The 21,985-nt window shown below is 72.7% G+C and carries 19 protein-coding genes and 1 pseudogene; 9 read left to right on the top strand and 11 right to left on the bottom strand.

The window, feature by feature from the left end:
• The first annotated feature begins 6 nt into the window (after positions 1-6).
• Positions 7-669, top strand: coding sequence for a HemK2/MTQ2 family protein methyltransferase (locus ACZ5XS_RS07860; protein WP_468648838.1), 663 nt, complete (start codon positions 7-9; stop codon positions 667-669).
• The gene (locus ACZ5XS_RS07855; protein ID WP_468648836.1) at positions 650-883 is read left to right on the top strand and encodes a CDGSH iron-sulfur domain-containing protein; all 234 of its coding nucleotides are present in this window, start codon (positions 650-652) and stop codon (positions 881-883) included. Before ACZ5XS_RS07860 ends, ACZ5XS_RS07855 begins: the two co-directional genes overlap by 20 nt.
• Before the next feature lie 145 nt (positions 884-1,028).
• Here the strand turns inward: ACZ5XS_RS07855 and ACZ5XS_RS07850 are convergent, their stop codons facing one another.
• Positions 1,029-1,463 (bottom strand): protease inhibitor, encoded by a 435-nt coding sequence (locus ACZ5XS_RS07850; protein WP_468648834.1) that lies wholly within the window; start codon positions 1,461-1,463, stop codon positions 1,029-1,031.
• A 333-nt stretch (positions 1,464-1,796) separates the two neighbouring features.
• On the opposite strand from ACZ5XS_RS07850, the gene ACZ5XS_RS07845 reads away from it, so the two are divergent.
• Positions 1,797-2,348: a hypothetical protein gene (locus ACZ5XS_RS07845; protein WP_468648832.1), complete on the top strand. Its 552-nt coding sequence runs from the start codon at positions 1,797-1,799 to the stop codon at positions 2,346-2,348.
• A 165-nt stretch (positions 2,349-2,513) separates the two neighbouring features.
• Entirely contained in the window at positions 2,514-3,683 is a 1,170-nt protein-coding gene (locus ACZ5XS_RS07840; RefSeq protein ID WP_468648830.1) for a lactate 2-monooxygenase, read from the top strand.
• 28 nt (positions 3,684-3,711) lie between these two features.
• On the opposite strand, the gene ACZ5XS_RS07835 is transcribed toward ACZ5XS_RS07840, so the two are convergent.
• The 6 genes and pseudogenes from ACZ5XS_RS07835 to ACZ5XS_RS07810 form a co-directional block, all read right to left on the bottom strand.
• Entirely contained in the window at positions 3,712-5,334 is a 1,623-nt protein-coding gene (locus tag ACZ5XS_RS07835) for an RICIN domain-containing protein (protein WP_468648828.1), read from the bottom strand.
• A gap of 512 nt (positions 5,335-5,846) precedes the next feature.
• Positions 5,847-6,224 (bottom strand): toxin Doc, encoded by a 378-nt coding sequence (locus ACZ5XS_RS07830; protein WP_217237840.1) that lies wholly within the window; start codon positions 6,222-6,224, stop codon positions 5,847-5,849.
• Between the two features lie 3 nt (positions 6,225-6,227).
• Positions 6,228-6,473, bottom strand: coding sequence for a hypothetical protein (locus ACZ5XS_RS07825; RefSeq protein WP_217237839.1), 246 nt, complete (start codon positions 6,471-6,473; stop codon positions 6,228-6,230).
• 290 nt (positions 6,474-6,763) lie between these two features.
• Positions 6,764-9,007, bottom strand: coding sequence for a glycoside hydrolase family 9 protein (locus ACZ5XS_RS07820; RefSeq protein ID WP_468648826.1), 2,244 nt, complete (start codon positions 9,005-9,007; stop codon positions 6,764-6,766).
• 145 nt (positions 9,008-9,152) lie between these two features.
• Positions 9,153-9,404: a hypothetical protein gene (locus ACZ5XS_RS07815; RefSeq protein WP_468648824.1), complete on the bottom strand. Its 252-nt coding sequence runs from the start codon at positions 9,402-9,404 to the stop codon at positions 9,153-9,155.
• A gap of 65 nt (positions 9,405-9,469) precedes the next feature.
• Positions 9,470-10,380: pseudogene (locus tag ACZ5XS_RS07810) on the bottom strand (sugar-binding domain-containing protein); the annotation flags it as partial.
• A 267-nt stretch (positions 10,381-10,647) separates the two neighbouring features.
• On the opposite strand from ACZ5XS_RS07810, the gene ACZ5XS_RS07805 reads away from it, so the two are divergent.
• The 3 genes from ACZ5XS_RS07805 to ACZ5XS_RS07795 all read left to right on the top strand — a co-directional run bounded on the left by ACZ5XS_RS07805 (position 10,648) and on the right by ACZ5XS_RS07795 (position 15,053).
• Complete coding sequence (locus ACZ5XS_RS07805; protein ID WP_468648822.1) at positions 10,648-13,026, top strand: SpoIIE family protein phosphatase; 2,379 nt, start codon at positions 10,648-10,650, stop codon at positions 13,024-13,026.
• A gap of 66 nt (positions 13,027-13,092) precedes the next feature.
• Positions 13,093-13,698, top strand: a complete 606-nt coding sequence (locus ACZ5XS_RS07800) for a DUF4232 domain-containing protein (RefSeq protein ID WP_468648820.1) — start codon at positions 13,093-13,095, stop codon at positions 13,696-13,698.
• A gap of 98 nt (positions 13,699-13,796) precedes the next feature.
• Positions 13,797-15,053 carry an SLC13 family permease gene (locus ACZ5XS_RS07795; protein ID WP_468649134.1) on the top strand — a complete coding sequence of 419 codons (1,257 nt, stop codon included), beginning with the start codon at positions 13,797-13,799 and terminating at the stop codon, positions 15,051-15,053.
• A 32-nt stretch (positions 15,054-15,085) separates the two neighbouring features.
• Here ACZ5XS_RS07795 and ACZ5XS_RS07790 read toward each other — a convergent pair whose 3' ends face one another.
• Together ACZ5XS_RS07790 and ACZ5XS_RS07785 are read right to left on the bottom strand one after the other, a co-directional pair.
• On the bottom strand, positions 15,086-17,074 hold the full coding sequence (locus ACZ5XS_RS07790) for an RICIN domain-containing protein (protein ID WP_468648818.1): 1,989 nt from the start codon (positions 17,072-17,074) through the stop codon (positions 15,086-15,088).
• A gap of 426 nt (positions 17,075-17,500) precedes the next feature.
• A complete protein-coding gene (locus tag ACZ5XS_RS07785; RefSeq protein ID WP_468648816.1) occupies positions 17,501-18,421 on the bottom strand; it encodes a helix-turn-helix domain-containing protein in 921 nt (306 codons plus the stop codon).
• A gap of 62 nt (positions 18,422-18,483) precedes the next feature.
• On the opposite strand from ACZ5XS_RS07785, the gene ACZ5XS_RS07780 reads away from it, so the two are divergent.
• A complete protein-coding gene (locus ACZ5XS_RS07780) occupies positions 18,484-19,302 on the top strand; it encodes a phytanoyl-CoA dioxygenase family protein (protein WP_468648814.1) in 819 nt (272 codons plus the stop codon).
• A 12-nt stretch (positions 19,303-19,314) separates the two neighbouring features.
• On the opposite strand, the gene ACZ5XS_RS07775 is transcribed toward ACZ5XS_RS07780, so the two are convergent.
• Positions 19,315-20,286: an aldo/keto reductase gene (locus tag ACZ5XS_RS07775; protein ID WP_468648813.1), complete on the bottom strand. Its 972-nt coding sequence runs from the start codon at positions 20,284-20,286 to the stop codon at positions 19,315-19,317.
• 117 nt (positions 20,287-20,403) lie between these two features.
• On the bottom strand, positions 20,404-20,931 hold the full coding sequence (locus ACZ5XS_RS07770; RefSeq protein ID WP_468648811.1) for a flavoprotein: 528 nt from the start codon (positions 20,929-20,931) through the stop codon (positions 20,404-20,406).
• Positions 20,932-21,278: 347 nt separating this feature from the next.
• Between ACZ5XS_RS07770 and ACZ5XS_RS07765 the strand changes: the two genes are divergently transcribed.
• A complete protein-coding gene (locus tag ACZ5XS_RS07765) occupies positions 21,279-21,911 on the top strand; it encodes a LysE family transporter (RefSeq protein WP_468648809.1) in 633 nt (210 codons plus the stop codon).
• Positions 21,912-21,985: the final 74 nt, after the last annotated feature.

Genomic DNA, 21,985 nt, shown 5'->3' with positions numbered 1-21,985 from the left:
AGCGACGTGAATCCTTTGGTACTGCCGCTGGTCCTCCCGGGCGTCTACGCCCCTCAGGAGGACACCGCCCTGCTGGCCGGGGCCCTGTCAGAAGAACCGCTTCCGCCGGGCGCGGAGGTCCTCGACGTGGGCACCGGTTCCGGTGCGCTGGCGCTGGAGGCCGCGCGCCGCGGCACACGGGTGACCGCCGTGGACGTGTCGTGGCGAGCGGTGGCCACGGCCCGGCTGAACGCCTGGAGGGCGGGAGTGCCGGTACGCATCCGGCGCGGGAACCTCTTCGGCCCCGTGCGGGGCCAGTCCTTCGACCTCATCCTGACCAACCCGCCGTACGTGCCCGCACCCATGGTGCGGTTGCCGCGCGGTCCGGCCCGGGCCTGGGACGCGGGCCGTGACGGGCGGTTGGTACTGGACCGGATCTGCCGGGAGGCACCGGATCTGCTGCGCCCCGGGGGCGTTCTGCTGATCGTGCACTCCGCGCTCAGCGATCCGGGCCGGACGCTGGAGCATCTGCGGGCGTCCGGGCTCAAGGCGTCGGTGACCCGCCGTAGCCGGATCGCGTTCGGTCCGGTGCTGCGGGGGCGGGAGGGCTGGCTGCGGGAGCGCGGGCTGCTGCCTCCCGCCGAGAAGCAGGAGGAGCTGGTGGTCGTCCGTGCCGAACTCCCCGTCTGACACGCCTCGCAGGATCACCGTGCAACGCCGGGGCCCACTGCTGGTGGAGGGGCCGGTGGAGGTGGAACTGGAGGACGGCACCACGGTCCGCTCCGACCGCTTCCGGGTGGCTCTGTGCACCTGCCGGCGCAGTCGGCGGTATCCCTGGTGCGACACCAGTCACCGCGACCGGAGCCGGAACCAGCAGGGCGGCCAGGCGCAGCAGGACAGGTGAGGAATCCGACCCGAAGGGGTCGGCGGGCGGCCCCACTCCGCCCACCGACCCCCGGTGCGGGATCACAGGTCTCCGCGAAAGCGGCTCGCACTCCCCATCTGCGGGCCCCTCGGGACATTCCCGGAGAACGTGCGATCCCGGTCCATCAGAACGTGAAGACGCTGCTCCCCTGGAAGCTCTTCACGCACTCGTTGGCGAAGGTGCGCTCGTAGGAGACGCGCTGACCGCGCCACACGCCGTCCACGGTGACGACCACGGGGTCGTACTCCTTGGTGCACAGGACGCCGTCCCTGACCGTCAGGGCGTCGAAGTCACCGTCCGCGGCGCGCAGTTCCGCGCAGGCGGACACGGCGGCCGGGTGGGTACCCGAGGCGGTCGGGGCACAGGTCAGGGTGACCGCGCGTTCCGGGGTGACGGTGGCCGCGCTGTCGCCGTGGCCCACGGTGAGGACCAGGGCCGAGGGGGCGTAGAGCGCGTTCGGGGTGGTGGCGGGTTGTGCGAGGGCGGCGCCCGTCAGGGGTCCACAGACGGCGGTGGCCGCAAGGCCCAGGGTCGCTGCCCAGCGCGCGGTGTTCCGCATTGTGTGCATCCTTCCGCTCGATTCGACGAGATGTCGGTGTGCCGCGATCCGACTCGGTCGGTGCCGGTGCGGCGAGCGCGAGTCTGCCGAGTCCGGCCCCGAATCTCACATCGACCCCACCGGTTTCAGTAACCTTGCGTATTGAATCAGTGGCGCGAAGTAACGGAATTCGAACGCGCCCGCCCTGCAATCGCACGGTGCCCGATCTCCCGTTCCGGCCGGATGGCCGGATTCCCCCCGCCACTTAATAGGCCTGAAACATTCCGATTCAGCCCTCGGCGCACTTCCGTTCCGTTCCTTGCCTCCCCGCCGCGATGGAGTAATGGTGATTACATGATTACGACAGAGCAGCACGAGAAGCTGCGCGGCTGGTTCGCCGGCCGCCTGCCGGACGACCTCTTCGAGGCGCTGGTCGAGGTCACGGCCGACCGCGAGGAGATCACCGTGATCGGCCGCATTCCCGAGCCCCGGCTGGCGCAGGACGTCTCGGCCGCCGAACGGGAGGCCGCCGTCCAGGGCCGGGCCCAGGAGTTCCGGGAGCGCACCCGGGAGACCCGGATCGCGGTGGCGGGCGAGGCAGAGCACCGGTTCCGCAGGAAGGTGTCCTGGGGCGTGGAGTGCGGCGGGGAGCGGGTCCTGTTCACTCATGTGGCGGCGCCCGTGATGACCCGGCTGCGCCAGCCCGAGCGCCAGGTCCTCGACACCCTCGTGGCCGGCGGTGTCGCCCGCAGCCGCAGCGACGCCCTCGCCTGGTGCGTCCGCCTGGTCCAGCGCCACACCGACGACTGGCTCGCGGAGTTGCGGGACTCCCTCGAACACGTGCACCGGGTGCGGGCCAAGGGGCCCGACGCCGAGCCGGAGGACGCCACGACGGAAGGTGAGTGACCGGGCGGTGGCCGACTCCTCGGGTCACCCTCCGGAGGACGGCTGAACCGTCCTGCGGTGCGGAGCCGCACACGGCCGCTGTTGCCGAACCGCGGGCCGACCCGCGCCTACTCGCCGGTATCGTCGGGGCGACGCTGCTCGACGAGGAGAGGCGGGGCGGTACCGATGGCCAAGCACTGGGCGGACTTCCAGTACGAGATCTATCTGAACGGGATGTCGGGCGCCGTACCGCGCCTGCCCACCGATCTGACCCGGCTGGAGGCGCTGACCGAGCAGCGGCTCGGCCCCGGCCCGGTCGGCTATGTGGCGGGCAGCGCGGGGGACGGCAGTACGGCCCGCGCCAACCGGGCCGCCCTGGAGCGTCGCCGGATCGTGCCGCGCATGCTGCGGGACGTCCGTGAACGGGACCTGTCCGTCGAGGTGCTGGGCCGCGCCCTGCCCGCGCCGCTGGCTCTGGCGCCGGTAGGCGTGCTGTCGATCATGCACCCCGACGCCGAGCCGGCCGCCGCCCGGGCCGCCGCGGCGCAGGGTGTGCCGTACATCCTGTCCTCGGCGTCCAGCACGCCGATGGAGCAGGTCGCCGAGGCGATGGGCGACGCCGAGCGGTGGTTCCAGCTGTACTGGCCGAAGGACCCGGAGGTGGCCCGGAGTTTCCTGGACCGGGCGAGGGCGGCCGGGTTCACCGCGCTGGTCGTCACGCTCGACACGCCGCTGCTGTCCTGGCGTCCGCGCGACCTCGACCAGGCGTATCTGCCGTTCCTGCACGGCGTGGGCACCGCCAACTACTTCTCGGACCCGGCGTTCCGGGCGGGCCTGGCCAAGCCGGTGCACGAGGACCCGAACGCGGCGGTGATGCACTTCGTCGGCATGTTCGCCGACCCCGGCAAGACCTGGCCGGACCTGGCGTTCCTGCGGGAGAACTGGGACGGCCCGATCGTCCTCAAGGGCGTGCTGCACCCGGACGACGCCCGCCTCGCCGCCGACGCCGGGATGGACGGCGTGGTGGTGTCCAACCACGGCGGCCGTCAGGTGGCCGGCTCGGTCGCGGCGGCCGACGCGCTGCCGCGGGTCGTGGAAGCGGTCGGCGACCGCCTGACCGTCCTGTTCGACAGCGGCGTCCGCACCGGCGACGACGTCTTCAAGGCCCTGGCCCTGGGCGCCCGGGCGGTGCTGGTCGGACGGCCGTACGTCTACGGCCTCGCACTCGACGGTCAGGCGGGCGTCGAGCACGTGATCCGCTGTCTGCTGGCGGAGCTCGACCTCACCCTCGCCCTGTCCGGACACGCCACCCCGGCGACCGTGGGCTCCTGCGACCTGGTGGAGGAGCCCGCATGAGAGCCGGGCCAACCCCGCCGGCCAGGCTCTAACCCCGGTCCGACAGCCCCACCGCCCGCGCTCCGGGCGCCCGCGTGCCGGTGGCCGACAGCGAGCCGGGGCTGGCCGTCGACGCCGGGTCGGCGAGCCAGTACTGCCCGGTGGCCCCGTCACGGACCTTGACCACGATGTCGGAACCCGGGTCGGCGCTGGTGGTGGTGAGGGCGAGCTGCTCGTCCCAGCGGGGCAGCAACTCGCCCTGCACGGTGAGGTCGTAGCGCACGTCGTCGGCCCGCTTCGCCTTCTCGCCCGCGCACGTGCCGAGAATGACCACCCCGGCGTCGGCGTGCGAGTCGAGACACAGGCCGGGCTCCGCGACGCTGCGCAGCAGCCCGTCGCTCTCGTACGACCACTGCTGCGTGGGCACGGACGAGCACGCCGCCAGTTCGGTCCCGGCGCCGGACCTGGGCTCGCCCCTGATGTCGAGGCACAGGTCGGCGCCGAGGTTGCGCAGCCTGGTGCGGCCGGGCGCGATGGGGAGCTGGGCGGTGCCGGAGGACGCCGCGGGCGGGGCCTGCCCGTCGGCTCCCGGTGCCGCGCCCACGGCGCCGTTCCCGCTGGTCGAGGCGGCCGGGTCGACCCCGTCGTCGTCCGACCACTGGCCGGCGACGAGCACGGTCGCGAGCAGCCCGGCGGAGGCGAGGCCCACGCCCGTCAGGAGCGTCCTCGAGGAGCGCAGCCCGCCCAGGGGCCGGCGGCCGGGTGAGGGGATCCCCGGCAGCAGCCGTCGGCGTCCGCCGCCGTGCCGGGAGGAGCCGCGCATGCGCGGCGGCTCCGGCGACCGGCTCGGCCGGGACTCGAGATAGCGTCGGGCGCCCCAGCCGAGCACCGACTCGGCGAGCAGGGCACCCAGGCCGCCCTCGAAATGACTCAGTTGTTCGGCGGCGTTCCGGCAGTGGCGGCACTCCCCCAGATGGTGCTGGACATCCGGCAACAGCGCCCCGCCGCGGCGAATCGGAACGTCGAGGAGACGGTTGTAGAAGCGGCAATCCTTGCTCGGCGCCAGTTCCCGATGGGCTTGTACACAACCCTCACGGAGTTTTTCACGCGCTTGTTCGAGAGCCACCGACGCGGTGCCGGTGTCCATGCCGAGAAGAGCGGCGGGGACCGTCATGGGTTCCGCCTCGACCTCTACGTGCCACAGCAAACACCGGGCGAGTCCGGGAAGTGCGTGGAATGAACGCTCGGCCAACTTGCGATTTTCGGGTGTCAGCGACTTGGCCGCCCGCATACCGCGGCCTCCGGCCGGTTTCCCCAACTCCGGCAGCGCTCCCGATATGTGCTCCTCGGCCGACCACTGTCTGACGGTGTCCCGCACTGTCACGAGTAACCGGGGCCGCAGCGCCACGGCGGGCTCGCCCAGGGTGAGCCGGTCGAGCACCTGGTGGAAGGCGGCGGCGGTGACCATGGAGGCGGTGCCCTCCGGGGAGGCCAGACAGATCGCCGCGTACTCGTGGGCCGGCTGCCAGTGCCGCGCCATGAGCAGCGCGACGGACTTGCCGACCTCGACGTCCGAGCGGCCTCTCAGCGCGGCGCCGAGGCCCTCGTCGGATTCCTCGGGAGCCCCGCCGACCGGGGGGTAAGGCGGGCGAGGAGGATGGGGGGTTGGCACTGAGCAGATTCCTTCCCACGCATACGGGGGCACAGAAGTTTCCACCGCCGAAAAGAAGCCCGGACTGGCACTCACCTTTTCGGCGCGGACATGAGGAGCATGAATTCACCGGCCTCCGTCCGCCCCGGTTCCCCACGGAACGATTGCGAGCCGGCCCTTACCCCCCACACGGTTGTTCACCCTCGCACAAGTCACTCACGGCCAACAAGGCACTGGGGAAACCTGCACATCATTGAAAGAAAGTCAGAAACAGCCGCACGGCAGTAGGCAACTCATCGCGCCCGCACCGGTTTTCCGCCTTCGCATGCGCCCCGTGTGATGCACGCACACGCGCCGGAGCGGTACGCACGCTCCCGGCGCACGCCGCCGCGTAGTGCACTGGAACCGGCCCATCCTCGGAGGCCCCCGCGCAGGACGGCGGCTCTCCCGCGCGCAGCCGGCCGCCGACCCCGTTCCTCCCGCCCTCGGTCGGCGGCCCCGGGGACGGGCGGTGGACCGACGCCCGGGGAACGTCAGATCTGCCAGGAACGCAGCCGGTCGGCCGCGCCGTAGACGTCCGTCTTGCCGGAGATCAGGTCGCGGGCGAGGTCGACGAGGGCGCCGTAGGGCGGGTCGATGCCGACGCCGCTGACGAACATGTAGGCCACCGCCGTCGCGCAGGCGAAGCGGGCGTTGGCCGACGGCAGCGGCTTGAGCAGGGCGATGGTGTGCAGCAGTGCGGCGGCCCGCCAGGCCGGGTCGGAGTCCACGCCGAGGCGGGGCGGGTCGACGCGGTGCCGGGCGACGGCGGCGACCAGGGCGGAGAAGTCGTTGATCGTGGGCTGGTCGGGCAGAACCTCTTCGTGCCGCTGGAGCAGCCAGGGCACGTCGATGTGAACGACGGGAGCCATGGGTCAGGCGACCCGCCCCTCGCCCTTGGCGGACGGTTCGTCGTCCGGGAAGGCCTGCGCGAACTCCTCGGCGTGGGACGCGAAGAACCGGCGGAACGCCTCCGCGCCCTCCTGCAGTGCTCGGTGCCGGGCGATGTCGGCGGCGGCCGCCTCTCGCACGAGGGCCTTCATGGACGTACCCCGCTCCTTGGCGATCTGCCGCAGGTCCTCTAGCTCGCGGTCGCTGAACTCCACGTTGAGAGCTGGCATGCCCTCACGGTACCGCGCGGGTACTTACGCGTAAATATCCCCAGGTCAGACGGACAGCGCGACGGTACCGGAGGGGCAGGGCGACGGTGACCCGAGGGTGCGGCGTGGGTCACCGTCCACCGGCCCCGTGCCGGGAACCGGGCTCGCACGGCCGGGCGACCGGAGTGATCAGGCGGCTGCCGCTCGGTGAGCGGGCCGAGGTGCAGCAGCCGCTCGATCAGGCCCGGTCCACCCCCTGACCGCCGCCCATGAGCGGCCAGGGGAGCTCGTGGAGCACGAGCCGGCCGCTCCTATCCCTGGTCCGCCACGAACGACGCCATCCGGGTCAGGGCCGAGTTCCAGTTGATGGTGTGCTCGTTCGTCGACCAGGACTGGATGTCGTCGATGAAGCAGAACTGACCGACGCAGCCCTGGAGTTTGCTCTGTGCGTAGGGGTCCTGGATGCTCGAGTTCGGTCCGCCCGAGAGGGTTCCCTCGGGCGGGGCCGGCAGGGCGGGGTCGAGCTGGCGGGCGTACCAACGGCTGTGCTGGTTGTGGGCGTTGACCTCGCCGTAGCCGGTCACGTACGACATGTTCAGCGCGTTGCGGCCGAGGATGTAGTCCATGCTCTGGACGGCGCCGTCACGGTACTTCGAGGCGCCGCTGATGTCGTACGCGGTGGCGATGACGACCGCGTTGTGCAGGATCTGGTGGTTGGAGCCCCAGTCGTAGAGGTTGTCGGCGGGGGCGTACGGCATGCCGTACGGATGGGCCTTGAGGGTGGCCACGTAGCGGTCCGCGCCCTTGATCACGGACTGGCGCACCTTGTCCCGGCCGGGCAGCTTGCTCGGTACGGTCGCGAGGTCCAGGCGGGCAGCCGCGGCCGTCCTGGCCCAGTCGTAGCCGAGGGGGCCGAAGATGTCGGCCGTGTGGACCGGCGAGGCGAGGACGTGGTCCGCGAAGGGCTTCTCCCCCGTGGTCAGGTACAGCTCGGCCGCCGCCCAGTAGAACTCGTCGGTGGCGTCGGAGTCGGCGTAGGCGCCGCCGCCGATGCCGTCGTCCGGGTCGGCGTACCTCTCGGGATGTGCGAGGGCGGCCGTCCAGGCCTTGCGGGCGGCGGCGAGGGCCTTCGCCGCGAAGGCCTTGTCGTAGGGCCGGTACAGGCGGGCGGCCTGCGCGGCCGTCGCCGCGAGGTTCAGCGTGGCCTGGGTGCTCGGCGGGTGCAGTTCACGTTTCTGCGGGTCGTCACTGGGCAGCAGCGGCAGCCCGGTCCACTGCTCGTCGTGCATCTTGTGGTGGGCCATGCCGGCCAGCGGCTGCCCGTCCGGCACCTGCATCTTCAGCAGGAAGTCCAGCTCCCAGCGGACCTCGTCGAGAAGGTCCGGCACCTTGTTGCCGCTCTCGGGGATGGCGAGCGAACCGTCGCCGAGCTTGGCCGGCTGTCCGGTGCGGGCCGTCAGCGCGCGCTCGTGGGTGCTCAGCAGCTCCCAGGTGGAGATGCCGCCGTTGACGACGTACTTGCCGTGGTCTCCGGCGTCGTACCAGCCGCCGGTGACGTCGAGCGTGTAGTCGCAGACGCCCGGCTGACAGGGCACGTTCGCATCGCCCTGGTTGGGCGCCACGTCGACGTGGCCGGCGGGGCGGGCGTAGCCGGGGCGCAGGTCGTCGCGGATCGCGAGGCCGCTGCGCTGCGTGTAGTAGTACTTCGCGGCGTCCAGGCGCAGCTTCTCGTAGGCGCTCGTGCCGATGTCGAAGGGGCGGCTCCGCTCGCCGTCCGCGACCAGGGTGAGACCGGTGCCCTGCTTCTTGTGGGCGCCGAAGTCGACCGAGTGGACGTTCTGTCCGGAGGAGGCGTCGGTGCCGCGTGGCACGGTCCAGCCCCGGGCGACGACCGCGCCGCCGGAGTTCTCGAGCTGCCAGGGCAGTTTCGCGGTCGCGTCGGTGACCAGGGTGGCGTTCTTGGGGCCCGCGGGCACGTAGGCGACCTGGTTGACGCGTACCCGGGGTCCGGTGTCGGGTTCGTAGACCTCGGGCGGCACTCCGCCGAGCAGCGACACGTCGTCCATGCAGAAGCGGAACGGGTCGGCGCTGCCGCCGAGCTGGAAGCCGACCTGGCCCTGGGCGGTGTCGACGGGCGAGGTGAACGTGTAGGAGTAGGCGTTCCCGGACACGCTCAGCTGCGGGCTCACCTCGAAGTAGGTGTCGTACGGGGCGGCCGACAGGCCCACGATCACGCGCAGCACGTGTCCGTCGGGTGTGCCGCTCGCGGTGAAGGAGAACCTGTACGACTCTCCCTTGACCAGGGTGAGGTCGTTCTGGCCGACAGCGGCGTCCCAGCGGTTGGCGGTGCCGCCCGGCACGTCCGCGCACAGCTGCCCGTCGGACAGTCCGGCGGTGACGTTGCTGGTGGTCCACCAGGGAGCGGTGGTGGTGTCGAAGGTGCCGTTCCTGACCTGTTCGACCTCCTCGGCCGCGGCCCCGGGAGCGGGGAGGCCCACGAGTGCCGCCCCCAACAGGGCCGTCAGGGAGAGCAAGGCGGTTCTGCGTCGTTTCACGTCTGGGCTCCTCGGGGGGAGGTGCGGGTGACGCTCGGCGTGGGAGCGCTCCCAGATGCGGACGCAGGCCATGTTTGTTGGAGGCATGACACTGAGTCAACGGTCCGGACGGGACTGGTTTCCCGTCCGGACCGCACGACCCGGCTCAGCCGGCCGGGACCTCCAGCCTGCTGATGCGCACCGCACCCCGGGTTTCGCCGGGGTAGGCGCTGGTCAGCGTGAGGCGCAGCCGGGAACCGCGGACGGCGTCGAAGGTGATGACCGTCGGCTCGTCCGAGGCGGCACCCCAGTCGACGGCCGCCCTTTCGACGGGCACGTACCGGATGCCGTCCCACACCTCGACCTCGGCGGAGGCGGGCAGACTGTGGGTCGCGCTCAGGGTGAAGGAGACCTCCACACGGTCGAAGCTCCGCGTCCGGCCGAAGTCCACGCGGACCCAGTCCTCGGCCCTGGCGCCGCTGGCCTGCCGGCGACGCGGAGCTCGGTCTCCAGGGTGTAGCGGTGGGGCGAGGCGAAGTCCCAGAGCCTGGGTCCGGCGACGGTCAGCTCGTGGGTCTCGGTCGCCTCGGCGTCGACGGTGACCGTGGTGGCCGTACGGGCCACCGTGCGGCCTGTGGCGTCCTTGATCCGGGAGCGGATCTCGACCTCGCCCGCGGTGCCGGTCTCGTTCACCACGGAGGTCCGCACCTGGACGAGTGCCCGCTGCTCGGTGATGTCCGGCGTGGTGACGTACGTGCCCCAGCGCGCCACGTGCACCGGGTCGGTGACCACCAGGCGGGCCTCGCGGTAGATGCCGCTGCCCGAGTACCAGCGGCTGCTGGGAAGCCGGTTCTGCACCTTGACCGCGATCACGTTCTCGGTGCTGCCGTCGGTGTGCACCAGGTCGGTGACGTCCAGGGCGAAGCCGGTGTATCCGTAGGGGTGCCGGCCCACCTCCGTGCCGTTGCAGTAGACGTACGAGTCCATGTAGACGCCGTCGAACTCCACCGAGATCCGCTGGCCCGCCAGGGCGGGCGGCAGTGTGAAGGCGAGGCGGTACCAGCCGAGGCCACCGGGGAAGAAGCCGGTGCCGCTGGTGGTGCCGTTCTGTGTGGTCGGGGCCAGCTCGATGCTCCAGTCGTGCGGCACCGCGACCTCGCGCCACCCCGAGTCGTCGTGACGTGGGGCGGCGGCGTCGGCGTACTCGCCGGCCGGGTCGGTGATCCCGCCCGGATCGACCAGCGCGAAGCGCCAGCCGTCGCGCAACGCGACCGTACGGCGGCCCGCGGCACCCCCGGCCGCCTCGGCGGCCCACCCGCCGGGGTGCTCAGGAGCGCCCCGGCCGCCGGCGCTGCCGCCGACGCGAGGAGAAGCGATCTGCGAGTGACCGTCATGGCGGCTCTCCCTCATCAGGGCCCAGAAGTACTCACATTTGATCGTGAACAAACAGAGTCTGACGGTGTGCCACGCGCGCCCGTCAAGGGTGCGGTGGTCTGCTTCTGTCTCAGGCGTCACAACGGCCGGATTTCCCCCTTGACCGCGGCTCGATGGCGGCCCCCACGGGCACCGGGGTTCCCCGTCCGCGAGAGGCCGTGACGCACTAGGCTGGGACCGATGTGGCGCGCCTGTTCACTGTGAGTGTCCGCGATGGAGTGGCGACGATGAGCCCGGAGTATCCGTTCGACGATGCCGCGACAGCGCGGGCCGTCATCGACGACGCGGGCACTGTGGCCGAGTGGAACGAAGGCGCCCGCCTGCTCCTGGGCTGGTCCACCGCCGAGGTCGTGGGCCGCCCCGCCACCGAGCTGCTCGCCGACCGGGATGAGCTTCCCACGCCGGGCAGGCACCGCTGGGAAGGCACACTCGCCCTGCGTCACCGCGACGGCTCGACGGTGTTCGTGTGGCTGCTCGCCCACCACAGACGGCCGCAGGACGGCCCGGGCCACTGGCTCCTGGTCACCCCGCTGACCGGGGACGGCCCGCACGCGCCCGACGACCCGCTGGACAGGGCCGAACTGGTTCAGTCCCCCTGCGCCGTGGCGATCTACGACGAGCGGCTGCGGCTGCGCCGGATGAACGCCGCCATGGCCGAGGTGGTCGGGCTGCCCGAGGAGCGGGTGCGGGGGCTGCGGGTGCCCGAGTTGAGCGGCAGACCGCAGAGCGAGGACATCGAGCGGCACCTGCACCGAGTGCTCGTCACCGGCCGGGGACACGACGTGCGCACCTACGTGCCGATCGGCGGCGACGGCCGGATGAACGCCTGGCTGGCCCGCATGGCCCCGATCACCGACGCCAAGGGACGGGTGCGGGGCGTGTGCGTCGCCGCCCACGACTTCACCGACCAGTACCTGGCCGGGGAACGGCTCCAGCTGGTCAACGAGGCCAGCGTCCGCATCGGCACCACCCTCGACGTCACCCGAACGGCGCAGGAGCTGGCGGACGTGTTCGTCCCCGCCCTCGCCGACTTCGTCAGCGTCGACCTGCTGGACCCTCCGGAGGCGGGGGGCGAGCCCTCCACCGTCAGACTGACCGCCCCGATCAGGATGCGCCGGGCGGCCCACCGGTCCGTGAACCACGGCACCCCCGAGGCCGTGGCCAAACCGGGCCAGGTCGACTTCTACCCCGTCCCCTCGCCCCAGGCCGACTCCCTGATGGTGGGCCACACCATCGTGGCGACCACGGAGACCCGCGACCTCGCCGAATGGCTCGCCTGGGACCCGGCACGCAGGGACCGCGTCAGGGAGTACGGCATCCACTCCACGATGTCCGTGCCGATCCAGGCGCGCGGCCAGACCCTCGGCGTGGCCGTGCTCACCCGCTTCCGGCGGCCGGACCCGTTCACGCCGGACGACGTGCTGCTGGCGGAGGAGGTCACGGCCCGGGCGGCCGTCTGCATCGACAACGCCCGCCGCTACTCCCGCGAACGCGAGACCGCCCTCGCCCTGCAGCGCAGCCTGCTTCCCCGGTCGCTGCCGCGCACCGCCGCCGTCGAAGCGGCCTCGCGCTACCTCCCGGCGGCCCGCGCGGGAGTGGGCGGCGACTGGTTCGACGTGATCCCGCTGTCCGGGATGCGGGTCGCGATGGTCGTCGGCGACGTCGTCGGCCACGGCATCCAGGCCTCGGCGACGATGGGCCGGCTGCGCACCGCCGTCCGCACCCTCGCCGACATCGACCTGGCCCCGGACGAGCTGCTGACCCACCTCGACGACCTCGTCGTACGGCTGTCCGCGGAGGCCGGCAGCGAGGGCCGCCCCGGCGAGGTCGGCGCCACCTGTCTGTACGCCGTGTACGACCCGGTGTCGCGGCGCTGCACGATGGCCCGGGCGGGCCATCCGGCCCCCGTGATGCTCCCGCCGGGCGGCGCGCCCCGGGAGGTCGACATGCCCCCGGGGCCGCCACTGGGCCTGGGCGGGCTGCCGTTCGAGTCCACGGAACTGGAACTGACCGAGGGCACCGTGCTGTCCCTGTACACCGACGGGCTGATCGAGACCCGGGAGCGGGACGTGGACGCCAGCCACGCCCTGCTCTGCGACGCCCTGGCGGTGCCCTCCGACTCGCTGGAGGAGACCTGCGACCGTGTCCTGCACGGCCTGCTGCCCTCGGGCAGCACGCTGGACGACGTGGCGCTGCTGCTGGCGCGCACCCGAGGGCTGCCCGCGTCCCAGGTCGCCACCTGGGACATCCCGGCCGACCCGGCGCTCGTCGCCCCGATCCGCAAGCAGGTCGTCGCCCAGCTCGACCGGTGGGGGATGAGCGAGGCGGCGTTCACCGCCGAGCTGGTGGTCAGCGAGCTCGTCACCAACGCCATCCGGTACGGCGCCCACCCCATCCGGCTGCGGCTCATCCACGACGCGACCACACTGATCTGCGAGGTCTCCGACACCAACCACACGGCCCCCCATCTGCGCCGGGCCAAGATCTGGGACGAGGGCGGCCGCGGTCTGCTGCTGGTGGCTCAGCTCACCGAGCGCTGGGGCAGCCGGCACACCACCGACGGCAAGACGATCTGGTCGGAGATCAACCTGGTCGGCGAGGAGTGACGGAGCACCTGGCGCCGTAGGCACGCGGGGCCGCGTGCGCGAGGAGTTCCGGGAGTGTGGGCGGACATGGCGAAGACCTCCCTGAACCTGTCTCGGGCGGCCCGGCTCGTGAGCGCGGTCGCGGTGCTCGGTGCGCTGACCGCCTGTGGCGGCGGTGACGGCGGTGACGGCACGGCGAGTGCTCCGCGGAAGGTGTCCGGCACGGCCGCGCCCGCGACCGGAGACACCTCCTCCTCCGCCGCCGCCTCCGTGAGCACCCGCTGTCACACCTCCGAGCTGCGCGCCCGAGTCGGGCGCAACGATCCGGGGGCCGGGCAGGAGAACTTCCCGATCGTCCTGACCAACGCGTCGGGCCGTACCTGCACCGTGCGCGGCCACCCGGGCGCCGCCTTCCTCGACGCGTCCGGAAAGCAGCTGGGACCGGACCCGAGGCGTTCCGGGGACACGCCCGTGACAGTGCGGCTGGCGCCGGGGAAGAGTGCCTGGGCCGGGCTGACCTTCTCCCATCCCGGGGTCAGCGGGGCACGTGCGGCCACTCCGAAGTCGCTGCTGGTGACCCCGCCGGACGAGCGGGACCCGCTGAAGGTGACCTGGACGGCCGGGCCGGTGCCCGTGTCCGGCAACGCGTCCTCGGTGCGCCTGACGGTCTTCGCCGCCGGCACCGGCCCCTGAGCCGCCGACGGGAGGACCGGCCGAGGCGCTCACCGGTCTCTTACCGACGTCTGCTTCGATGGCCGGGCACCACCTGACCCGTTCCGAAGGACCCAGCACTGAACGCCCCGCTCGCCGAGACCCTGTCCGTCGCCCTGCTCGTCGCCGTCCTCGGCTGGGCCGTACTGCGCCCCCTCGGCCGGCCGGAGGCGGTGTTGGCGGTCCCGGCGGCGGGAGTGGTGATCGCGGCCGGGGCGATCTCTCCCACGCATGCGCAGGCCGAGGCCGAGCGGCTCGGACCGGTGGTCGGGTTCCTCGCCGCGGTGCTGGTGCTCGCCCACTTCTGCGACGTCGAAGGGCTCTTCCAGGCTTGCGGGGCGTGGCTGGCCCGGCGGGCGGCGGGATCGCCCGGGCGACTGCTGACCGGGGTCTTCGTCCTGGCATCGACGATCACGGCCGTCCTCAGTCTGGACGCCACCGTGGTGCTGCTCACGCCGGTGGTGTTCGCCACGGCCGCCCGGATGGGGGTCCGTGCCGGGCCGCACGTCCACGCGTGCGCGCACCTGTCGAACACGGCCTCGCTGCTGCTGCCGGTCTCCAATCTCACCAACCTGCTGGCGTTCGCGGCGAGCGGCCTGAGCTTCACACGGTTCGCGGCGCTGATGGCATTGCCCTGGCTGGTCGCGATCGCCGCCGAGTACGCGGTCTTCCGGCGCTTCTTCGCGCGCGACCTGGCAGAGGTCACCCACTCCCCCGACCCCGCCGAGGCGCCCGAGCCGCCGCTGTTCGCGCTCGTCACCGTCGCCTGCACGCTGGCCGGGTTCGTCGTGACCTCCGCCCTCGGCGTCGAACCGGCCTGGGCCGCGCTGGCGGGCGCGCTCGTCCTGGCCGGGCGGGCTCTGGTCCGGCGGCAGGCCACCCCGCTGACCGTGGTGCGGGCGGCGGCGCCGGCCTTCCTGGCGTTCGTGCTCGCGCTCGGCGTCGTCGTGCGCGCGGTGGTCGACAACGGCCTCGCCGACGCGCTGCGGCACGCCCTGCCCGACGGGACCGGACTCGTCGCGCTGCTCGGCATCGCCGCGCTGGCCGCCGTACTGGCGAACCTGATCAACAATCTGCCCGCGGTCCTGGTCCTGCTGCCGCTGACCGCCTCGGCCGGACCGGGCGCGGTCCTCGCGGTGCTGCTCGGCGTGAACATCGGCCCGAACCTGACGTACGCCGGGTCGCTGGCCACGCTGCTGTGGCGGCGCATCGCGCACGAGCACGGCCACGACGTCGAACTCGGGGAGTTCACCCGGCTCGGCCTGCTCGCCACACCGGCCGCGCTGGTGCCGGCCGTGGTGGCGCTGTGGGCGTCGCTTCAGGCCGTCGGGGCCTGAAGCGCGGGCCTGGTGGGAGAGGTGGGCTTGCGTCAGTTGGGGTAGCGGCCGTCGCCGGAGCCGTACCCGTAACCGCCGTACCCGGGGTACCCGCCGTAGCCGCCGCCGTACTGGCCGTTGCCCGAGCAGTAGTACGGGTTGTACTGGCAGGGCCCGCTGGTGGGGTACGTGGGCGTCGGGGTCGGCGTGGGCGAGGCCTTGGGGGTCGACGGCGTCGTGGACGGCGTGGGGGTGGGCTTCGGGGTCGGCGTTCTCGACGGCTCGGGCGTGGGCGCGGGGGCGGGCACCCTCGCCAGGGTGCTGTCCCCGCCCCAGTTGACCACCTCCATCTGGAGGTCGGTCTTCGACGTGTCGATCACCCAGCGCTGCGCGGGGCTGTCGTCGCGGGTCTTCACGACCAGCGAGCCCCCTCCGTCGGTGGCGGCGGGGGTCAGGGCGAGGTCCTGGTCCCAGCGCGGCACCAGCATGCCCTGGAGGGTGAAGTCGTAGCGGACGCCCTTGGCCTCCGCCTTGGCCGCTCCGGCGCACGGGGCCAGCCGCACCGAGTAGCCGAGGTGGGAGTCCAGACACAGGTCGGGGTCGTCCGCGTTGCGCAGCAGCCCGTCGGGCTCGTACGACCACTGCTGGGCGGCGGCCGAGGTGCAGTCGGTGAGCTCGGTCTCCGCGGCCTCGACGGCCTTCTCCCCCACGACGCCGACGCACAGCCCGGACGCCACGTTGTGCAGCCGGCCGCGCATGGTGCCCTGCTCGCCGTCGCCGTCGCCGACCCAGGACGGGTCGGCGCTCGCGGTGCCCGGGTCGCCGTCGGGTGCCTCGGAGGTACGGTCGCCGTCGGCCTGGGTGGTGTCGTCGGAGGAGCCGAGCGAGGACCACAGGACCAGCGGGAGGACGATCAGCCCGCTCACGGTCAGGACGGCCGCGGTGAGGTTGCGGCGGGAGGCGCGGCGGGCGGCCTTGTGCGTGGAGCGGCGGGAGGCGGCGCGGGGGCGGCCTGCCGGGGGTGCCGATGCCGCCCGTGCGGACGCCTCGAAGGCCTCCACCGCTGCGGCGGCCGGGTGCCGGGCATCCGTCGCCGGGACGGCGGACGCCCGCGGGGCGGCCGAGGGCCGGGCCGGCGTCGTCGCCATGAAGGACTCGCCCACCACGGCCGGCCGCTGGGCCTGCGCCTCCGCCTCGCGGGCGACGTCGTGCACGTGGGCGCGTGCCTCCAGATAGGCGTACGCGCCCCAGCCGAGGACCGCCTCGGCGAGTGCGCCGCCCAGGCCCGCGTTGAACTGGTGCAGCTGGTCGGCGGTGTGCCGGCAGTGCTTGCATCCGTCCAGATGTCCGCGCAGGTCGGCGTCGATGTCGGCACCGCCGCGCCGATAGGTCACGTCCAGCAGCCGGAGGTAGTGGCGGCACTCCTGCTCGGGGGCGAGTTCGCGGTGGACCTGGAGGCACTCCTCCCGCAACCGTTCGCGGGCGCGCCGCAGTTCGACGCGGGCGTCCTCCTCGCTCAGGCCCAGCAGGGCTGCGGGGGTGCCGAGCGGTTCGGCCTCGACCTCGGTGTGCCACAGCAGGCAGCGGGCGGACTGCGGCAGCCGCTGGAACGCCCCGGACAACAGCCGGCGGTGGGCCGGCGGCAGCAGGCGGGCGGCGACGCGGTCCCCGCCACCGCTCACGGCTCTCAGCTCCGGGTGCAGCATGTCGCGTCTGTGGTCGCCGTCCCACTCCGCCGCGATGCGGCGCACGGTGACGAGCAACTGGGGGCGCCAGGCGGAGGTCGGCCCGTTCTGGCGCAGTGTTTCTCCGAAGAGCCGGGTGAATGCGGCGGTGGTGAGCATTCCGGCGGGGCGGGCACCGTCGGTGCACAGCCGTGCGTAGGCGAAGGCCGCTTCCCAGTGCCGGTCGAGGAGTTCACCGACCGGCTGGAGGGCGGGTGTCGCCCCACTCCACTTCTTGAGCTCGGCGCTCAGCTGCTCGTCCGTGGCGTCGGAGGGACGAGCGGGAGTCGGGGAATTCGACAGGCCTGCGTCTTTCACAGCGGCATTCCTCCGAGGGCGTTCTGTACAAGTCCATACCAAGGGGTATGCGGTGCCGCCGACAAGGCGCCGAGGTTCATCCGCACAGGGTTCGGCATCTCGAACGCCCACCAGGGGCAGCTCTTTTGAAGCATGGGGAGCGTACGGGAGCGGCCTCGTGCGCACAGGAGAGACGTTAATGTCCGTGCGCCGACAACGCACACCTTTGCACAGGTCAGCGAGACGTAACAAGCGAGTCAGCGGTTTTGTGCATTGCGTTCCGGCCGAGGGTATTTGACGACGGGTCAATAGCGTCCCCTTTGCGACACCTTTACAGATGCCGCGCTATCGCCCGGGCAAATGAGAACGGTATTCACTTGGTACAGCGTCGACTTCGCGCCAACCATTGAAGGCCCACCCCACCGCGGATCGGGCCTGCCTTCCTGCTCACCCGCCAACCATTGGGCCGCCGCTCCGGTAGGCGCCGGGCGGCATGCCGTAGCGCTCGCGGAAGACCCGGTTGAAGTGGAAGGGGCTGGCGAAGCCGGAAGCCGCGGCAACGCGTTCCACCGACAGATCGGTGCTTTCCAGCAGCCGGGCGGCGTGGTGCAGCCGCGCCTCGCGCAGCGCCCGCATCGGTGACCGGCCGAGCTGCTGGGTGAACAGGTGGGCGAACCGGGAGGGGGACAACCGGACGCTCCCGGCGAGCGATTCGACGGTGTGCGGCGCCCCCGGGTCGGCCGCGAGCATCTCCTGGGCCCGGCGCACCCGCGGGTCGACACCCGGCAGTGGTGCCGTGGTGCGCGCGGCTCCCGCGGTGAGCAGGACGACCTCCTCCAACGCGCACAGGGCGAGTTCGCGGGCCGCGGTGCCGTGCGCCACGGCGACCTGCTCCCGGTCGGCGTCGGAAGGGGGCGGCTCCCCGGCGCCCGTCCAGCGGGCGTCGGAGAGCATGCGGTGGAAGGCCGCCTCGATCCGGGCGGACGCGCCGGCCGGGGCCGGGGTGACGACGTACATGCCGTCGCCGACGTCGTACGGGCGCAGCCAGGCGCGCCAGGACGGTCTGGCCTGGCAGTGCACCCACCAGAACCGCCAGTGCGGGGCGCCCGGTTCGACGTCGTACTCGTGCCGGACGCCCGGGGCGAGCACGACCAGGTCCCCCAGGCCGGCCCGCGCCTGCGCCGCCCCCTGGCGAAGCCGGCCCCGGCCGGCGGTCGTCCAGGTGAACAGCCAGCTGTCGGCGCCGCGGGGCCGGTTCACGCCGTACCCCGGCACCTGGTCGAAGTGTCCGACGACGACCAGGCCCGGCGGCGGGCCCGGATCACCGGGCGCAGCGGTCTCGGGCAATCCGTCAGCGGTCACGGGCATCCTCCTCGGGGACGCGGCGGCCTAGCGTGTCTGCCGAAGACACCGGACCGAGGAGCGGATGTATGACAGCCACGGACATCGGCGCCACCGGCGCTCCCATCCTGCCCGAGGACGGGCTGCGCCAGTTCACGGAGGACGGTTTCACCGTGGTGCGGGGGCTGTTCCGGAACGACGAGACCGACCGGGTGTGTGCCGCGTTCGCGGCGCTGCACGCGGCCGGGCCGGTGCCCGGGCACTTCGAGCCGCGCGCGTCGGCCGATCCGCTGCAGCGGTATCCGCGGGTGCTGCACCCGCACGAGATCGACGGGCTCTCGAGGGACCTGCTGCTGGACGCGCGGCTGCGCGAGGTGCTGGAGACCCTGCTCGGCGAGGAGGTGCTGGCCGCGCAGAGCATGTTCTACTTCAAGCCGCCCGGGGCGCGGGGCCAGGCGTTGCACCAGGACAACTTCTATCTGCGGGCGGAGCCGGGCACGTGTGTGGCGGCCTGGATCGCCTGCGACGTCATCGACCGGGACAACGGCGGCCTGGAGGTCGTCCCCGGTACGCACCGGATGGGACTGTTCTGCCCGGAGGAGGCGGACCGCGAGTCGTCCTTCGCGCGGGAGTACGTGCCCCCGCCGCCGGGCCTGTCGCCCGTACCCGTCGACATGGAGCCGGGGGACGTCCTGTTCTTCAACGGCAGCCTGGTGCACGGCTCGCAGCCCAACCGCACCGCCGACCGGTTCCGCCGCTCGTTCATCGGCCACTACGTCGGCCGTTCCACCGAGCGCATCGGGCACTACTACCGCACGCTGTCGATGAGCGGCGACCGGGTGCCGCTGCCGCAGAGCGCGGGCGCCGGTCCGTGCGGCACGGAGTTCGCACCGCTCGGACCGCACTGAGCGAAGCGAAGCTCAGGAGTGACCCTGGACCGGGTGCGGAGAGTAGGGCCGCTCCAGCTCCTCGGTCTCCTTGTCGCCGAGTTCGAGGTCGACGGCCGCCACCGCGTCCTCGAGGTGCCGCGCCCGGGAGGCGCCGACGATCGGTGCGGCCACCGTGTCCTGGCGCAGCAGCCAGGCGAGGGCCACCTGGGCGCGCGGGACACCCCGGTCCTCCGCGATGCGGGTGACCGCCTCGACGATGGTGCGGTCGCCCTCCGGGTAGAGGCGGCTGCCGAAGTCGTCGTTGGCGCTGCGCTCGGTGACGGTGCCCCAGTCCCGGGTGAGCCGGCCGCGGGCGAGCGGGCTCCACGGCAGGACGCCGACGCCCTGGTCCGCGCAGAGCGGCAGCATCTCCCGCTCCTCCTCGCGGTAGAGGAGGTTGTAGTGGTTCTGCATGGAGACGAACCTGGTCCAGCCGTGGCGTTCGGCCGTGTACTGCATCTTCGAGAACTGCCACGCGAACATCGAACTGGCCCCGATGTAGCGCACCTTGCCCGCCTTCACCAGGTCGTGCAGGGCCTCCATCGTCTCCTCGACCGGGGTGTGCGGGTCGTAGCGGTGGATCTGGTAGAGGTCGACGTAGTCGGTGCCGAGGCGGCCGAGGCTGTGGTCGATCTCGGTCATGATCGCCTTGCGGGACAGTCCCGCGCCGTTGGGTCCGGGCCGCATCCGGCCGTTCACCTTGGTCGCGAGGACGATCTCGTCGCGGCGGGCGAAGTCGGCGAGGGCCCGGCCGACGATCTCCTCACTGGTGCCGTCGGAGTACACGTTGGCGGTGTCGAAGAAGGTGATCCCGGCCTCCAGCGCCTGCCGGATCAGCGGACGGGACGCCTCCTCGTCGAGGGTCCACTCGTGCGCGCCGCGGTCGGGCAGGCCGTAGGTCATGCAGCCCAGACAGATCCGCGAGACGTCCAGGCCCGTCGAACCGAGCTTCACGTACTGCATCGTTGCCGCTCCTGCCTTCGGGATGGGTACGAAGGGGAGCGTACGACTTCGCCCACGCTCGAAGTCCAGCGGCGGCTTCGGCTGCCGTCGGCTTCCCGCCGACCGGCACCGTCCGGCTCACCCCAGCAGGTCCAGCGCCCGCTCCCACAGGAACTCCGGGCGCGTGCCGTCCTCCCCCGGGTCGCCGGAGTACGGTTCGCCGAACCTGACCCCCATGGCGCGCAGCCGCGCGAGACTGTCCCGGTAGGCGGGGTGGGCGGCGAGGGCGTCGGCCACGCACGGCAGGACGGCGACCGGGACGCCCAGGCCGTACGTCTCGCACAGGGTCGCCACGGCGAGGGTGTCGGCGAGTCCGGCCGCCCACTTGTTGAGAGTGTTGAAGGTGGCGGGAGCGACCACGACGGCGTCCGGCGGCGGGAAGGGGCGCGGGTCGCCGGGGCTGCGCCAGGCCGAGCGGATCGGCCGCCCGGTCTGCGCCTCGACGGCGGCGGTGTCGAAGAAGCCGTTCAGCGCGACGGGCGTCGCGATCACCCCGACCTCCCAGTCGCGTTCCCGGGCGGCGGTGATCAGCCTGCTGACGTCCGCCGCGATCCCGGCAGCACAGACGACGACGTAGAGGAAGGGTTTCCCGGCCGGTTCGGTCATCCCGGAACCCTACTGAAGCCGCCTGGCGGCGCATCGCGGAGGCCGGAGGGCGCCTCAGCCCACCGTCTCGGACACCCTCTCGGACACCGTGACGGCGCTGACGGGGCAGGCCCGGGTGGCCTCCCGGACCATGGGATCGCCACCGCCGTCCTCCCGGCCGGGCAGGAGGTTCCGGCCGGGGGCGGACGCCGCACCAGGGAAAATGGGTTGTCCCCGCACCGCCGCCACCCCCAGGATCTGGCCATGCTGAAAACCGATGCCCCGCTGCCGCCGACCGCCACCGCCGTTCGTCCGGTGCGCGTCCAGCAGCAGCCCGGCCGTCCATGGAGGCCCACGCTCGCGCGCTCATGACCGCCGCGCTCGTCGCGGGCCTGCTCGCGGGGTACGGCATCGCCGTCCCTGTCGGCGCGGTCGGCGCCTACCTGGTCTCCCTCACCGCTCGTACGTCCCTGCGGACCGGCGCCTGCGCCGCGCTCGGCGTCGCGGCCGCCGACGGGCTGTACGCCCTCGTGGCCACCCTCGGCGGCTCCGCACTCGCCGGCACGCTGCGGCCGGTGCTCGGGCCGCTGCGCTGGGCCTCCGCCCTGGTCCTGGTGGCGCTGGCGGTCCTGGGCGTGGTCACGGCAGTACGGCAGTACCGCGGCCACCGGCTCACCACCCGCGCCGACCCGCCACCGCCGAGCCCCGCGAGGGCCTTCCTGGCCCTGCTCGGGATCACCTTGCTCAACCCCACCACCGTGATCTACTTCGCCGCCCTGGTGCTCGGCACCCGTGCCGAGGAGGCCGTACAACCTCTGGAACAAGGGGTGTTCGTGCTTGCGGCCTTCGCCGCGTCGGCGAGCTGGCAGCTGCTGCTCGCCGGGGGCGGCGCCCTGCTGGGCCGGGCTCTGACCGGCCACCGGGGGCGGCTTGTGACGGCACTCCTGTCGAGCGGGGTGATGACGGCGCTGGCCGTGCGGATGCTCGTGGCTCCGTCGTGAACGGCCCGGCCCGTCCCGCGGTGCGGTCCCGACGGTGCCGGACGCGCTCGGAGGGTGCGGTCACCGGCGACGCA

The sequence above is a fragment of the Streptomyces sp. NPDC033131 genome, assembly GCF_055578365.1.
This window is presented reverse-complemented; position numbering and strand designations above follow the sequence as displayed.